12 protein-coding genes and 1 pseudogene are annotated in these 13,937 nt (G+C 67.2%); 2 read left to right on the forward strand and 11 right to left on the reverse strand.

Annotated elements, in window-relative coordinates:
- Positions 1-365 precede the first annotated feature (365 nt).
- The 10 genes and pseudogenes from CXK94_RS22410 to bioB form a co-directional block, all read right to left on the reverse strand.
- Positions 366-536, reverse strand: coding sequence for a hypothetical protein (locus tag CXK94_RS22410; protein WP_180984413.1), 171 nt, complete (start codon positions 534-536; stop codon positions 366-368).
- Between the two features lie 59 nt (positions 537-595).
- Positions 596-2,374, reverse strand: a complete 1,779-nt coding sequence (locus CXK94_RS10510; protein WP_102894311.1) for an acyl-CoA dehydrogenase C-terminal domain-containing protein — start codon at positions 2,372-2,374, stop codon at positions 596-598.
- A 137-nt stretch (positions 2,375-2,511) separates the two neighbouring features.
- Positions 2,512-3,801 (reverse strand): GGDEF domain-containing protein, encoded by a 1,290-nt coding sequence (locus CXK94_RS10515; protein WP_037043264.1) that lies wholly within the window; start codon positions 3,799-3,801, stop codon positions 2,512-2,514.
- 260 nt (positions 3,802-4,061) lie between these two features.
- Positions 4,062-5,867, reverse strand: a complete 1,806-nt coding sequence (locus CXK94_RS10520; RefSeq protein WP_102894312.1) for a phenylacyl-CoA dehydrogenase — start codon at positions 5,865-5,867, stop codon at positions 4,062-4,064.
- 315 nt (positions 5,868-6,182) lie between these two features.
- Positions 6,183-6,431 carry a hypothetical protein gene (locus tag CXK94_RS10525; RefSeq protein ID WP_102894313.1) on the reverse strand — a complete coding sequence of 83 codons (249 nt, stop codon included), beginning with the start codon at positions 6,429-6,431 and terminating at the stop codon, positions 6,183-6,185.
- A gap of 73 nt (positions 6,432-6,504) precedes the next feature.
- A complete protein-coding gene (gene bioD, locus CXK94_RS10530; RefSeq protein ID WP_102894314.1) occupies positions 6,505-7,194 on the reverse strand; it encodes a dethiobiotin synthase in 690 nt (229 codons plus the stop codon).
- Position 7,195: 1 nt separating this feature from the next.
- Complete coding sequence (gene bioC, locus CXK94_RS10535) at positions 7,196-8,011, reverse strand: malonyl-ACP O-methyltransferase BioC (RefSeq protein ID WP_037043259.1); 816 nt, start codon at positions 8,009-8,011, stop codon at positions 7,196-7,198.
- Positions 8,004-8,789, reverse strand: a pseudogene (locus tag CXK94_RS10540) (alpha/beta fold hydrolase); the annotation flags it as partial. The pseudogene CXK94_RS10540 and the gene bioC, both read right to left, overlap by 8 nt.
- Positions 8,722-9,900, reverse strand: coding sequence for an 8-amino-7-oxononanoate synthase (gene bioF, locus CXK94_RS10545; protein WP_102894316.1), 1,179 nt, complete (start codon positions 9,898-9,900; stop codon positions 8,722-8,724). The pseudogene CXK94_RS10540 and the gene bioF, both read right to left, overlap by 68 nt.
- A 108-nt stretch (positions 9,901-10,008) precedes the next feature.
- The gene (gene bioB, locus CXK94_RS10550) at positions 10,009-11,064 is read right to left on the reverse strand and encodes a biotin synthase BioB (protein ID WP_102894317.1); all 1,056 of its coding nucleotides are present in this window, start codon (positions 11,062-11,064) and stop codon (positions 10,009-10,011) included.
- Positions 11,065-11,156: 92 nt separating this feature from the next.
- Between bioB and CXK94_RS10555 the strand changes: the two genes are divergently transcribed.
- Both CXK94_RS10555 and CXK94_RS10560 read left to right on the forward strand, forming a co-directional pair.
- A complete protein-coding gene (locus tag CXK94_RS10555; RefSeq protein ID WP_102894318.1) occupies positions 11,157-11,861 on the forward strand; it encodes a ComF family protein in 705 nt (234 codons plus the stop codon).
- Positions 11,862-11,974: 113 nt separating this feature from the next.
- A complete protein-coding gene (locus tag CXK94_RS10560; RefSeq protein WP_102894319.1) occupies positions 11,975-12,949 on the forward strand; it encodes a serine/threonine protein kinase in 975 nt (324 codons plus the stop codon).
- A gap of 140 nt (positions 12,950-13,089) precedes the next feature.
- On the opposite strand, the gene CXK94_RS10565 is transcribed toward CXK94_RS10560, so the two are convergent.
- Positions 13,090-13,929 (reverse strand): 23S rRNA (adenine(2030)-N(6))-methyltransferase RlmJ, encoded by an 840-nt coding sequence (locus tag CXK94_RS10565; RefSeq protein WP_102894320.1) that lies wholly within the window; start codon positions 13,927-13,929, stop codon positions 13,090-13,092.
- Between the last annotated feature and the right edge of the window lie 8 nt (positions 13,930-13,937).

Genomic DNA, 13,937 nt, shown 5'->3' on the forward strand with positions numbered 1-13,937 from the left:
CAGATTACGCTCCACGCTTCCTCCCCACGCTCGGTCACCCTTACGCAGTTGCGCTTCGCTTCGTTCACTGTGGCCAGCTCACGGGAGGACTTGCACCTCCAAGAGTGCGCCCATGCTGGGCGCACAAGAAAAACCCCGCCGAAGCGGGGCTTTGCAGACTGAATCCTGACGTCCATGACCGCGCACCATCCTGGCGCCGCTCCCTGTGTGGTCCGTTTTGTTGGTTCGCGCTGTCCTTGCGCCACATCCTTAGTGCAGAAGATTACCGCCCGGTTCGAACGACCAATAGTAGCCATCCTGCGTCGCGTCTTGTAAGCCATTTCCTACAAACGAGCCATCCTTGACCCACCGATGTAAGCGAAGGCTTACAAGATGCGGTTTTTATGACCGAAGCGCCGACTTAATCGTTCCGCATCATGGCCAAATAATTTCAAATTGCCTTGCCGGGTTAAGCCCTTTTCATGGGCTGCTGCGGATAGACGTGCAGGAGCGGCCATGCCCGCGAAGCTTTTGTGCGCGGGAATATTCGCGGGCATGGCCCGCTCCTACGAGAACACCTCGACACTTCGAATAGCACACAATTGGGATAGCCTTTTCAAAACTGCGCCGCATCCAGCAGGTACAGCGACGTACTACCGGCCTTGACCGAAGCGCTGAGCGAGTGGATCCGTGGCAACAGGCGGGCGAAATAGAAACGCGCGGTACCCAGCTTGCTCCGGTAGAAATCGTCCTGCTCCTGCTGGCCGCACGCCACGGCGGCCATTCGCGCCCACATGTAGGCGTAGGCGGTATAGCCGAACACGTGCAGGTATTCCACCGAGGCGGCGCCGATCTCGTTCGGGTCGGCCTTGGCACGATCGATGACCCAGGCCGTCAGCTCGTCCAGATTGTCCAGCGCCGCCTTCAGCGGCTCGACGAATTCGGCCAGTTCCGGACCGGCAGCCGCGATGAAGGCGCGGATCTCATCGGCGAAGGCCTGGTACAGGGTGCCGCCGCTACCCACCACCTTGCGCCCAACCAGGTCGAGGGCCTGGATGCCGTTGGTGCCTTCGTAGATCTGGGTGATGCGGCAGTCGCGCACCAGCTGTTCCTGGCCCCACTCGCGGATGAAGCCGTGACCACCGAAGACCTGCTGGCCATGCACGGTGCTCTCCAGCCCCATGTCGGTGAGGAAGGCCTTGGCCACCGGTGTCAGCAGCGCCACCTGCGCCTCGGCACGCTGGCGCGCCTCGGCATCGTCGCTGAACTTGGCGATGTCCAGTTGCAGCGCCACGTAGCTGGAAAACGCCCGCCCGCCTTCGTTCAGCGCCTTCATGGTCAACAGCATGCGGCGCACGTCGGGATGCACGATGATCGGGTCGGCCGCCTTGTCCTGCGCCACCGGCCCGGTCGGCGCGCGACTCTGGATGCGCTCGCGGGCATATTCGACGGCGCTCTGGTAGGAGCGTTCGCCGGTGGAAAGGCCCTGGATGCCGACGCCCAGGCGCTCGTAGTTCATCATGGTGAACATCGCCGCCAGGCCCTTGTTCGGCTCGCCGACCATCCAGCCGATGGCGCCGTCGAAGTTCATCACGCAGGTGGCCGAGGCCTGGATGCCCATCTTGTGTTCGATCGAACCGCAGGACACCGCGTTGCGCTCGCCCAGCGAGCCGTCCTCGGCGACCAGCACCTTGGGTACCAGGAACAGCGAGATGCCGCGCGAGCCGGCCGGTGCGTCCGGCAGCTTGGCCAGCACCAGATGGATGATGTTCTCGGTCAGGTCGTGCTCGCCGCCAGTGATGAAGATCTTGGTACCGCTGATCGTGTAGGAACCATCGGCCTGCGGTTCGGCCTTGGTGCGGATGATGCCCAGGTCGGTACCGGCGTGCGGCTCGGTCAGGCACATGGAACCGGACCAGACGCCGGCATACATGTTCGGCAGGTATTTGTGCTTGAGTTCTTCGCTGGCATGGGCATGGATCGACAGGCAGGCGCCGGAGGTCAGCATGGGGTACAGGCCGAAGGCCAGGCTGGCGGAGTTCATCATCTCCTCGACCTGCGCCGAGATGACCTTGGGCATGCCCATGCCGCCGAAGGCCGGATCGCCGCCGACGCCGACCCAGCCGCCTTCGGCATACAGGCGATAGGCCTCCTTGTAGCCGGCCGGCGTCGCCACCTCGCCGCCCTGCCAGTGGCAGCCCTCTTCGTCACCACTGCGGTTCAGCGGGGCGATACCGTTGGCGGTGATCTTGCCCGCCTCCTCGAGGATCGCCTCGGCCGTCTCGGCATCGACCACCTCGGCCAGCGCCGGCAGGCGCTGCCAGAGTGCCGGTGCGTCGAAGACTTCGTTGAGGAGGAAACGCATGTCGCGCAGCGGCGCTCGGTAGTCAGCCATGGAAAGAACCTCGCAAGACACTGGTCGGCGGCCACTCGGGGCCGTTTCAGCGAGTCTAACCGAATAACGAAGACAGGATTAAGCGTCTTTTTGTGACCGAATGGTTTTACATGGTCACGAAATGAGTTCCCTGGGCATCACAGCGCGCGCTCGACGGTGCGCACCGCACCCCGTCCATTTCCATACGTCCGCACACAGTTGCGCCCGCCCTTCTTGGCGCTGTACAGCGCCTGGTCCGCGGCCTTGATGACCTCCTCCGGGCTGCGCTGCTCGGCTTGCCGCTCGGCGACGCCGATGCTGATCGTCACCGAAACCTGGCCCGAGGAGGATTTGCCCCGCGCCTGGCGGCCCTGGCGATCGTCCTTGGGCCGGCTGTTCCTGTCGCGTAGCTGCAGGGCATAGCCCTCGATGGCCTGGCGCACGGCTTCCAGGTGCGGCAGGCATTCATCGAGGCTGCGCCCGGGGAACACCAAGGTGAACTCCTCGCCGCCATAGCGGTAGGCACGTCCGCCACCGCCGATCCTGCGCAATCGACTGGCGACCAGGCGCAGCACCTGGTCGCCGACGTCATGCCCATGGGTATCGTTGAACGCCTTGAAATGATCCACGTCCGCCATGGCCAGCACGTACTGGCGCCCCAGACGTTGCAGGCGCTCGTTCAACGCACGGCGGCCGGGCAGCCCGGTCAGTTCGTCGCGGAAGGCCATGAGATAGGCCTCGTGGGCGATCGCCACCACCAGCATCAGCAGCACGTGGCTGCTCAGCACGTTCAGCGCGCCCGGGCGGCTGAAGGTCTGCGGCAACAGCAACAGCACGCCGAGCAATGCGACCAGCTGCGCCGCATGGGAAGGTCTGGGCTGGCGCAGGTACTGCGCGGCCAGCAGCAGGATGGCCAGCAGGAAGGCCGGATAGGCCAGCTGGATCAGATTCATCCAGCCGGCCTGCAGCATCGGCCAGCGGATTTCCACCAGCCAGGCATGCAGCGCCTCCGGGAAGCGCCGGGCCAGCGCCAGTGCCACCACCGCGACGACGAACAGCACGGCGGCACGGGCGAGCCCGTCCTGGGCCAGATGGCTGCGCTCGCGCCAGATGCCGTAGAGGCCGAACAACAACGGCAGCAGCAGGCTGCACAGGTGAAAGGTCAGCGCGGCGTCGTCCAGCAGTTGCCCGTGGGCACGGTAATGATCGGCGTGGGTATCGAGCAGGAAGTAAGCGATATAGACGCAGAGCAGCAGGAACAGCTCGCGGATGCGCCCGTAGACCAGGCAGAACGCCCCACCCAGAAGCAGCAGCACCGTCGGCAGGACGTTGTACAGCGAGGTGAAGAATTCGTTGAGCGTCGCCTGGCGAGCAATTACCCAGCCACCGGCCAGCAGCGCCAGCGGGGCGAGGAAATGACTGAGGCGAAGTGGATAGGGGCGCGACACGGCGACTCCGACGGTCTGCCGACGAAAGATAGCATTCTGCCTTCGTGCCCGCGCAGGCGCAGCCGTCCAGCCGGAAAAATGCGGATCTGATTGGCAAAAACGCAGGTTCCCGTTGGGCTTCGCTACGCTCAGCGCCAGCCTACCCGTGGGCGTCCGCATGCCGGTGTTGCAAGACATCCGCGCCAGCGCGACGCGGTCTGCGCCCGGAATGCGGAAAGCCGCTGCACAGGCAGCGGCTTTCCGTCAGCACATCGACTCAGTCAGTAACCGAGGGCGAAATCTTCCTCGGCCATGTCCATCAGGTTGTCGGCACCGGACAACATGGTTGCCACGTGGGCGCGGGTGCGCGGCAGGATGCGCGCGAAGTAGAAGCGCGCAGTCTGCAGCTTGGCCTTGTAGAAACCCTCTTCCTCGGTGCCAGCAGCCAGCTTCTCGGCGGCGACGCGCGCCATGTCGGCCCAGAAGTAGGCCAGGCAGGCGTAGCCGGAGTACATCAGGTAGTCCACCGACGCCGCGCCGACTTCCTCGCGGTTCTTCATCGCGGCCATGCCGACCTTCATGGTGATCTCGCCCCACTCCTTGTTCAGCTGCGCCAGCGGGCCGACGAGGCCCTGGATGGCTTCGTTGCCCTCGTTGGCCTGGCAGAACTTGTGCACGATCTTGGTGAAGCCCTTGAGCGCCTCGCCCTGGGTCATCAGCACCTTGCGCCCCAGCAGGTCGAGGGCCTGGATACCGGTGGTGCCTTCGTACAGGCAGGAGATGCGGCTGTCACGCACGTTCTGCTCCATGCCCCACTCGGCGATGAAGCCGTGGCCGCCGTAGACCTGCACGCCATGGTTGGCGGCTTCGAAGCCGACTTCGGTCATGAACGCCTTGGCGATCGGGGTGAGGAACGCCAGCATGGCATCGGCAGCCTTGCGCTGTGCTTCGTCGGCACTGCGCTGCATCACGTCCACTTGCTTGGCGGCGAAGTAGAGCATGGCGCGGTTGCCTTCGGCGAAGGCCTTCATGGTCAGCAGCATGCGGCGCACATCCGGATGCACGATGATCGGATCGGCGGCCTTGTCCGGCGCCTTCGGCCCGCTCAGCGAACGCATCTGCAGACGCTCGCGGGCGTACTTGATACCGCCCTGGAAGGCCACCTCGGCATGGGCCAGGCCCTGCAGCGCGGTGCCCAGGCGGGCGGTGTTCATGAAGGTGAACATGCAGTTCAGGCCCTTGTTCGGCGGCCCGATCAGGAAACCGGTGGCGCCGTCGAAGTTCATCACGCAGGTGGCGTTGCCGTGGATGCCCATCTTGTGCTCGATGGAGCCGCAGGACACGCCGTTGCGCTCGCCCGCCTCGCCGGAGGCCGAGGGCAGGAACTTCGGCACGATGAACAGCGAGATGCCCTTGGTGCCGGCAGGCGCGTCGGGCAGGCGGGCCAGCACGATGTGGACGATGTTCTCGGCCATGTCGTGCTCGCCGGCGGAAATGAAGATCTTGGTACCGGTGACCTTGTAGCTGCCGTCGGCCTGCGGCTCGGCCTTGGTGCGCAGCATGCCCAGGTCGGTGCCGCAGTGCGGCTCGGTCAGGCACATGGTGCCGGTCCACTGGCCGGTCACCAGCTTGGTCAGGTAGGTCTGCTGCTGCTCGGGGGTGCCGTGCGCGTGCAGGGTGTTCATCGCACCGTGGGACAGACCCGGGTACATGCCCCAGGACCAGTTGGCCTCGCCGATCATCTCGCTCATGGCCATGCCGAGGGATTCCGGCAGGCCCTGGCCACCCTGCTCGACGTCGTGCGCCAGGCTCGGCCAGCCGCCTTCGACGTACTGCTGATAGGCTTCCTTGAAGCCACTCGGGGTCTTCACCCCGCTCTCGCTCCAGGTGCAGCCCTCGGTGTCACCGACACGATTCAGCGGTGCGAGCACCTGCTCGCAGAACTTGGCGCCTTCCTCGAGGATGGCATTGACCATGTCCGGCGTGGCGTCTTCGCATCCCGGCAGGCTCTGATAGTGCGCCTCGTAGCCGAGCAGCTCGTCACGTACGAAGCGGATATCGCGCAAGGGGGCCTTGTAGTCGGGCATTGGATAAACCTCAGCGGTGGATTCTTTGAGACAACTTTCGGTTGGGGTCGTCAACTTTTAGTTGATTTGGTTGACGCGACCGGGCACCAGTAGAGACCGGTATCAAACAGACGTTTGAAACATACGTTTCGCCCCAAGCCCTGTCAAGCGGGGGAAACGGCAGCAGGTATAGGTCAATTCGGCCATCGTCCAGCCAGCCGCGAGCCTGTCGAGACAGGCCGAGGCAAGTGGATCGAGGCATGGCGAAGGAAGAAGGCGGGCGCCGAACGGCAGGCGCGCCGGGGAAGACGGCGGAACCTGAACGGCCCGAGGGAATCAGGCCTGGGTATCGATAAGGGTGCCGAGCACTTCGTCGGCGCTCTGGATCATGCGTGCGCCCAGGTTGGCGCTGTGCTCGCCGAGCTTCATCTGGATCAGCTGTTCGGTGAGTTCGGCCAGCGCCTGGGAATTGTCGGCGCCCGGCAAGCTACCGGCGGCGATCGCCACTCCGGCCTGTTCGACACGCTGCTGGCCGCCCTGGTAGGCGCTCAGACCGGCGCCGAGAAGACTGCTGGTGATCTGCATGGATGGCTCCGCGCAATCAGGTTGCTGGCATTCAAGCAAATAATCGCCGCCAACCGCAAGCGACGCCTGGCCGCTATGCCGGCAGGCCGAGCGGGGCCAGCTGCAGATGAACGGCCACCCGCTGTGCGGACGCTCGCGCCAGCCGCGGCACCCGGCCGAGGCAGGGCGCCGACAGCCGTTCGTCGAGCGTGGCCAGGTTCTCCTCCAGCCGCGACGTGGCCGGGTCGACGATATTGGCCACCCAGCCGGCCAGCGCCAGGCCATCGGCAGCGATCGCCTCGGCGCTGAGCAGGGCGTGGTTGATGCAACCCAGTCGTACGCCGACCACCAGGATCACCGGCAGGCCCAGGCGCACCGGCAATGCGGACAGGTTTTCCCGCCCGCTCAGCGGCACCCGCCAGCCGCCGGCGCCTTCGACCAGGGTAAAGTCGGCCCGGCGATCCAGCACCGGCTGCACGGCGGCGGCCAGCGCCTCGATCGTCAGCGCCACGCCGGCTTCGCGCGCCGCGATATGCGGCGCGATCGCCGGGGTGAAGGCGAATGGATTGACCATTGCATAGTCCAGCGGCAGGCTGCACTCGGCCAGCAGCGCCAGGGCATCGGCGTTGCGCAGGCCCTGCGGCGTCGACTCGCAGCCGGAGGCGACCGGCTTCACCGCCGCGGTGGAAAGCCCGGCCTGGCGCGCCGCATGCAGCAGGCCGGCGGCGATGGTGGTCTTGCCGACGTCGGTATCGGTGCCGGCAATGAAGAAGGCGCGGCTCATCTCAGGGTTCCTTGCGCAGGATGCCATAGACCACCTGATAGGTGGCCGGCAGTCCCTCGGGCCGGCGGAAGCGTTCGTAGGCCTCGACCAGCGCGCGGATGCGGGCGCGCCCGGTCAGCCCGCCGGGGCGCCCGGGATTAAGGTTGTGCGCACCGAGCGCCTTGAGCTCATGGGTGAGCTGGCGCAGGTCGGGAAAATGCAGCACCTCGGGCCGCATCTCCAGGCTCACCAATTGCAGCCCGCTGTTGCGGCACAACGCCTGATAGGTGGCCAGCGGGCGGAAGCGGTTGACGTGAGCGAAGCCATCCACCGCCTGCCAGCTGTCGCGCAGCTCCTGCAGGGTGCCGCTGCACAGGCTGCTGAAGGCGAACGTGCCGCCTGGCCGCAACACCCGCCGCGCCTCGCCCAGGACACCGGCGAAATCCTCGCACCACTGCAGCGCCAGGCTGGAGAAGACCAGCTCGGCACAGCCGTCGCGCAGCGGCAGCTGCTCGGCGTCGCCGACGACGAATTGTCGTGCGCCGCCCGCGGGCCGCGCATGCCGCAGCATGCCCTCGGCGATATCCAGCGCCACGCCCTCGGCCTGCGGGAAGGCGCAGGCCAGGGCGCGGGAGAAATAGCCGGTGCCGCTGCCCAGGTCGAGCCAGCGCGATACCCGCACGCCGTCTGGCAGACGGGCCAGCAGTTGGCCGCCGACATGCCGCTGCAACGCCGCGACGCCGTCGTAACTGGCCGCGGCGCGGGAGAAGGAGGCGGCTACCTGGCCCTTGTCGGGCAGCGTGTTCCCGTGCCGCTCGCTCACTGCCGCCTCAGTCATCCTCGCCCTCATTCATGAAGGCCAGCATCGCCGTCGCCACGTCTTCGGCACGCTCCAGCGGCAGGCCATGGCTGGCGTTGGCCAGCACGTCGACTTCGACGTCGGGCAGCCAGGCCAGCAGCGCCTCGGCGGCGGCCTGCGGCACCAGCGCATCGCCGCCGGCGAACAGGTGCAGCTGCGGCCCGACATAGCGTTGCAGCGCCGCGCGGCCGTCCAGCTCGGCGAGCAGTCTGAGGCCCGCGGCGAATACCGCCTGCGGTTGGTCGAGCAGGCTGACCTGCAGCTGCCTGGCCAGCGTGCGCGGGTCGAAGGCGCTGCGGCTGCAGAGCAGGCCAAAGCGCTTGAGGGTGTCGTCCGGCCCCAGGCGGAAGGCCGCCTCGAAGGCATCGAAGACTTCCGCGGGCATCGCCGTGGGCCAGTCGGCGCGGCTGCGGAAACAGGGGTTGCTGCAGAGGGTGATCAGGCCCGGGCAAGCGGCGTCCCGGCGCGCAGCCAGTTGCGTCGCCAGCATGCCGCCCAGCGACCAGCCGGCCAGCCAGCTGTCGGCCGGCAGGCGGGCATCCAGTTCGTCGAGCCAGGCCTCGGGCCGTTCCAGCACCGGCAGGGGGGCGATGTCGACCTGCAGGCGCGGTTCGCGCTCGCGCAGCACCTCGGCCAGCGGTTCGAGTGCGGCCGGGCCGAACGCCCAGCCCGGTAGCAGAATCAGGCGATCACGCATCGTCGCACTCCTCGGGCAGTCGTGCCCAGCAGTCGGCCAGCGCCTCCAGCAGGCGCTCGAGCTGCGCATCGGTGTGGGCCGCGGTGAAGGTGATCCGCAGCCGCGCGCTGCCGGCCGGAACCGTCGGCGGGCGGATGGCGCCGACCAGGATGCCGCGCGCGCGCAGCAGCGCCGACAGCCGTAGCGCCCGCTCGCTGCTGCCGACCAGCACCGGCTGGATCGGCGTCGGGCTGTCCATCAGCGTCAGGCCGATCCGCGCCGCGCCGTCGCGAAAACGCGCCACCAGACGACTCAGATGCTCGCGCCGCCAGCCTTCGCTGCGCAGCAGCTCCAGGCTCTTGAGTGTGGCACAGGCGACCGCCGGTGGCTGGCTGGTGGTGTAGATGTACGGACGGGCGAACTGGATCAATGTCTCGATCAACTCCTCGCTGCCGGCGACGAAGGCGCCCGCCGTGCCGAAGGCCTTGCCCAGGGTGCCGACCAGCACCTGAACCTCGTCGCTACCGAGGCCGAAGTGCTCGACGATACCGCCACCGGAGGCGCCCAGCGGGCCGAAGCCATGGGCGTCGTCGACCATCACCCAGGCGTCGCGCTTTCTCGCCTCGGCGCACAGCGCCGGCAGTCCGGCCAGGTCGCCGTCCATGCTGAACACGCCATCGGTCACCACCAGGGTGTTGCCGACGGCCTTGTCCAGGCGCTTGGCCAGGCTCGCGGCATCGTTATGCAGGTAGCGCGAGAAACGCGCGCCGGAAAGCAATCCGGCATCGAGCAGCGAGGCATGGTTGAGGCGATCCTCCAGCACCGTGTCGCCCTGCCCGACCAGCGCGGTGACCGCCGCCAGGTTGGCCATGTAGCCGGTGGAGAACAGCAGCGCGCGCGGGCGGCCGGTGAATTCGGCCAGCGCCTCTTCCAGCGCATGGTGCGGCGTGCTGTGGCCGATCACCAGGTGCGAGGCGCCGCCGCCGACGCCCCACCTCGCGGCGCCCTGCTGCATGGCGGCGATCACCTCGGGGTGATTGGCCAGGCCCAGGTAGTCGTTGGAGCTGAAGGCCAGCAGGCGCTCGCCATCGACCACCACCTCCGGCCCCTGCGGCGTCTCGAGCAGCGGGCGCTGGCGGTAAAGGTGTTCGGCGCGGCGGGCGGCGAGGCGGGAAGCGAGATCGAAGGACATGGCGACTCGGCGTGGCAAGCGGTGGATAACCGCACGCGGGTTATCCACCCTACGCAGGCGTCGAGTCCGGCGTAGGGTGAATGACGCGCAGCTCATCCACCATGGATATCAGGCGGTGGCGTCGTAGAACAGCTTGGAATCGCGCTGCTCGACCAGCGCCTGCTCGATGGCGGCCTGGTGCACCTCGTCGGAATGCTCCTCGCGCTCCTCGGGCTTGATGCCCAGGCGCTGGAACAGCTGCATGTCCTTGTCCGCCTGCGGGTTGGCGGTGGTCAGCAGTTTCTCGCCATAGAAGATCGAATTGGCGCCGGCGAGGAAGGCCAGGGCCTGCATCTGCTCGTTCATCTGCTCGCGGCCGGCGGACAGGCGCACATGGGACCTGGGCATCATGATCCGCGCCACGGCGAGCATGCGGATGAAGTCGAACGGATCGACGTCCTGCTCCTCGGCCAGCGGCGTGCCCTTGACCTTGACCAGCATGTTGATCGGCACCGACTCCGGATGCTCCGGCAGGTTGGCCAGCTGGATCAGCAGGCCGGCGCGGTCGTCCAGCGATTCGCCCATGCCGAGGATGCCGCCCGAGCAGATCTTCATTCCCGCGTCACGCACGTAGCTCAGCGTCTGCAGGCGTTCCGCGTAGGTCCGCGTGGTGATGATGTTGCCGTAGAACTCCGGCGAGGTGTCGAGGTTGTGGTTGTAGTAGTCCAGGCCCGCGGCGGCCAGCGCCTGGGTCTGCTCCTGGTCGAGCTTGCCGAGGGTCATGCAGGTTTCCAGGCCCATGGCCTTGACCCCTTCGACCATCTTCAGCACGTAGGGCATGTCCTTGGCCGACGGGTGCTTCCAGGCCGCGCCCATGCAGAAGCGCGTCGAGCCGATGGCCTTGGCCTCGGCCGCCGCCTCCAGCACCTTCTGCACCTCCATCAGCTTCTCTTTATCCAGGCCGGTGTTGTAGTGGCCGGACTGCGGGCAGTACTTGCAGTCTTCCGGGCAGGCGCCGGTCTTGATCGACAACAGGGTGGAGACCTGCACGCGGTTGGCGTCGAAGTGCCGGCGGTGCACGGTCTGCGCCTGGAACAGCAGGTCGTTGAAGGGTTGCTCGAAGAGCGCCTTGACCTCGGCAAGAGACCAGTCGTGGCGGGTGGCGGAAGCGGAGGTGGCGCTCATGGGCGTTCCTTGTATAAATATCGGCTCGGCGGCCTGGCACGGATGCGAAATGGTTAGCCAAGCCCGAAGCGCTGTCAACCAGGAAGGGAATCATGGTTAACAACTGGTCGATTATTGAACAGCACTGCCTGCTGTGCGACGAACCCTGCGAGGGTCATCCGCTCTGTGGCGCCTGCGAGGCCGAGCTGCCCTGGCTCGACGGCCAATGTTCCATCTGCGCCCTGCCCTTGCCCACGCGCGACCTGGTCTGTGGCGAGTGCCTGAAACGCCCGCCGTCCTACGATCATGTCGAGGTGCCCTGGCGCTTCGCCTTCCCCGTGGATGCGCTGATCACCCGCTTCAAGCATCAGGCGCGCTGGCCGTTCGGCCGGCTGCTCGGCGAACGCCTGGCGCACCACCTGGAACATGCCTTCGCCGACGGCCTGCCGCGGCCGGACGCCCTGTTGCCAGTGCCGCTGGCCCGCCGGCGGCTGCGCCAGCGCGGCTTCAACCAGGCACGGATGCTCGCCGACTGGCTTGGCCGGGGCCTGGCCATTCCGGTCGAGGCGGCCACCCTGCAGCGGCTGGTGGATACGCCGCCGCAGCAGCAACTGGACGCCGCCACGCGCCGGCGCAACCTGCGCCAAGCCTTCGCTCTCTCGGCCACGGCCAGGGTCGAGGATCGCCACCTGGCACTGGTCGACGACGTGCTGACCACCGGTGCCACCGCCGAGGCGCTGGCTCGCCTGCTCAAGCGGGCCGGTGCGGCGCGGGTGGATGTCTACTGCCTGGCGCGTACGCCCAAGCCGGGTGGCTGAGCGGCCGGCCCGCGAACCGACACCTTCTCCAGCATGTCGCCTGTCCGGTGGAAATTCGCTGCGCGAGATTTCCACCCTACGTACACTGAACGACCCAGCCAGCGGAGCCGCTCATGTCCCATCCCTTCGATACCCTCACGCCGGATCTGGTCCTCGACGCCGTGGAGAGCATCGGCTACCTCAGCGATGCCCGCGTGCTGGCGCTCAACAGCTACGAGAACCGCGTCTACCAGGTGGGCATCGAAGACGAAGCGCCGCTGGTCGCCAAGTTCTACCGGCCCGGCCGCTGGAGCGACGCGGCGATCCTCGAGGAACACCGCTTCAGCCTGGAGCTGGCCGAACACGAAGTGCCGGTGGTGGCGCCGCTTGAGCGCGACGGCACGACGCTGTTCGAGCACGCCGGCTTCCGCTTCGCCCTCTTTCCCCGCCGCGGCGGCCGCGCGCCGGAGCCGGGCAATCTCGACCAGCTCTATCGCCTCGGCCAGTTGCTCGGGCGCCTGCACGCGGTGGGCGCCAGCCGGCCGTTCACGCACCGCGAAAGCCTGACCGTGCAGCGCTTCGGCCATGACTCGCTGGCCACCCTGCTGGAAGGCGGCTTCATTCCGAAGAGCCTGCTGCCGGCCTACGAATCGGTCGCCCGCGATCTGCTCGGGCGGGTCGAGGAGGTCTTCGCCAGCACCCGTTTCAACTCGATCCGCCTGCATGGCGATTGCCATCCGGGCAATATCCTCGCCCGCGACGATGCCTTCTACCTGGTCGACCTCGACGACTGCCGCATGGGCCCGGCGGTGCAGGACCTGTGGATGATGCTGGCCGGCGAGCGCCACGAGCGCCTCGCCCAGCTGGCCGAACTGGTGGACGGCTACCAGGAATTCCACGACTTCGCGCCGCGCGAACTGCCGCTGGTCGAGGCGCTGCGCGCGCTGCGGCTATTGCACTACAGCGCCTGGCTGGCACGGCGCTGGGACGACCCGGCATTCCCCATGAGCTTTCCCTGGTTCGGCAGCGAGCGCTACTGGGGCGAGCAGGTCCTGATCCTGCGTGAACAGACCGCGGCCTTGCAGGAAGAGCCGCTCAGGCTGTTCTGAGAAACGCGCCAGCGTTTACGGCCTCACCACCGAAAGAGTGCGCCATGGTGGATGTGAAAAGCGACATCCACCCTTGGATCGGGCCTGCGTAGGGTGGATCGCGCTTTATCGATCCACCGGGCGGCGATCCGCCCCGTAGATCAGGCCTCCTCGATCAGCCAGTCCAAGCGCCAGCTCCCTTGGCTCTGCGCCAGCTGCTCGGCCAGCCAGGGCAGCAGCTCGCGCAGTTCTTCCTCCAGCCCCCACGGCGGGTTGGCGATGGCCAGGCCGGAGCCGCTCAGACGACCGGCATCGTCGGCCGGATGGACGAACAGCTCGGCGCGCAACAGCTTGGGCGCGCCGCAGCGGGCGAGGTCCTGGTAGAAGCGCTTGAGCTGACGTTCGTCCTTGATCGGGTACCAGATCGCACCGATGGTCTGGCGCATGCGCCCCAGTGCCTCCTTGAGCGCCGCCACGCAGCGACCCAGTTCGTCGGCCTGCTCGAACGGCGGGTCGATCAGCAGCACCACACGCTTCTCCCGCGTCGGCATCAGCGCCCGCGGCACGTGCCAGCCCTCGCCCAGGTGCACCGCGACGCGGCGGTCGCCGGCCATGTTGTCCTTGAGCAGGGCGCCATCCTCGGGATGCTTCTCGTTGAGCTGCAGGCGATCCTGCTCGCGCGTCAACCGTCGCGCCAGCTCCGGCGAGCCGGGGTAGTAGCGCAGCGCGCCGTCGGGGTTCAATGCGCGGATCACGCCGAGGTAGTCGTTGAGCAGCGCCGGGCGCGCCTCCGCCTGCCAGATGCGGGCGATGCCCTGCAGCCATTCTCCCGTGCGGCTGGCCTGGTCGCCCGCCAGGTCGTAGAGGCCGACGCCGGCATGGCTGTCGAGGTAGGCGAACGGCGCCTCCTTGCGCGACAGCAGGGCGAAGATGCGGCTCAGCGTGAGGTGCTTGAGAACGTCGGCATGGTTGCCGGCATGGAAGGCGTGGCGGTAGTTCATGATGGTCT

Source organism: Stutzerimonas stutzeri, assembly GCF_002890915.1.
Classification (GTDB): domain Bacteria; phylum Pseudomonadota; class Gammaproteobacteria; order Pseudomonadales; family Pseudomonadaceae; genus Stutzerimonas; species Stutzerimonas stutzeri_AF.

Coding starts and splice junctions, on each gene's coding strand:
- bioD (WP_102894314.1), bottom strand. CDS start 7,194: ATGAGCCGCGCCTTCTTCATTGCCGGCACCGATACCGACGTCGGCAAG.
- CXK94_RS10560 (WP_102894319.1), top strand. CDS start 11,975: ATGTCCCATCCCTTCGATACCCTCACGCCGGATCTGGTCCTCGACGCC.
- bioB (WP_102894317.1), bottom strand. CDS start 11,064: ATGAGCGCCACCTCCGCTTCCGCCACCCGCCACGACTGGTCTCTTGCC.
- CXK94_RS10520 (WP_102894312.1), bottom strand. CDS start 5,867: ATGCCCGACTACAAGGCCCCCTTGCGCGATATCCGCTTCGTACGTGAC.
- bioC (WP_037043259.1), bottom strand. CDS start 8,011: ATGACTGAGGCGGCAGTGAGCGAGCGGCACGGGAACACGCTGCCCGAC.
- bioF (WP_102894316.1), bottom strand. CDS start 9,900: ATGTCCTTCGATCTCGCTTCCCGCCTCGCCGCCCGCCGCGCCGAACAC.
- CXK94_RS10510 (WP_102894311.1), bottom strand. CDS start 2,374: ATGGCTGACTACCGAGCGCCGCTGCGCGACATGCGTTTCCTCCTCAAC.
- CXK94_RS10525 (WP_102894313.1), bottom strand. CDS start 6,431: ATGCAGATCACCAGCAGTCTTCTCGGCGCCGGTCTGAGCGCCTACCAG.
- CXK94_RS22410 (WP_180984413.1), bottom strand. CDS start 536: ATGCCCGCGAATATTCCCGCGCACAAAAGCTTCGCGGGCATGGCCGCT.
- CXK94_RS10555 (WP_102894318.1), top strand. CDS start 11,157: ATGGTTAACAACTGGTCGATTATTGAACAGCACTGCCTGCTGTGCGAC.
- CXK94_RS10565 (WP_102894320.1), bottom strand. CDS start 13,929: ATGAACTACCGCCACGCCTTCCATGCCGGCAACCATGCCGACGTTCTC.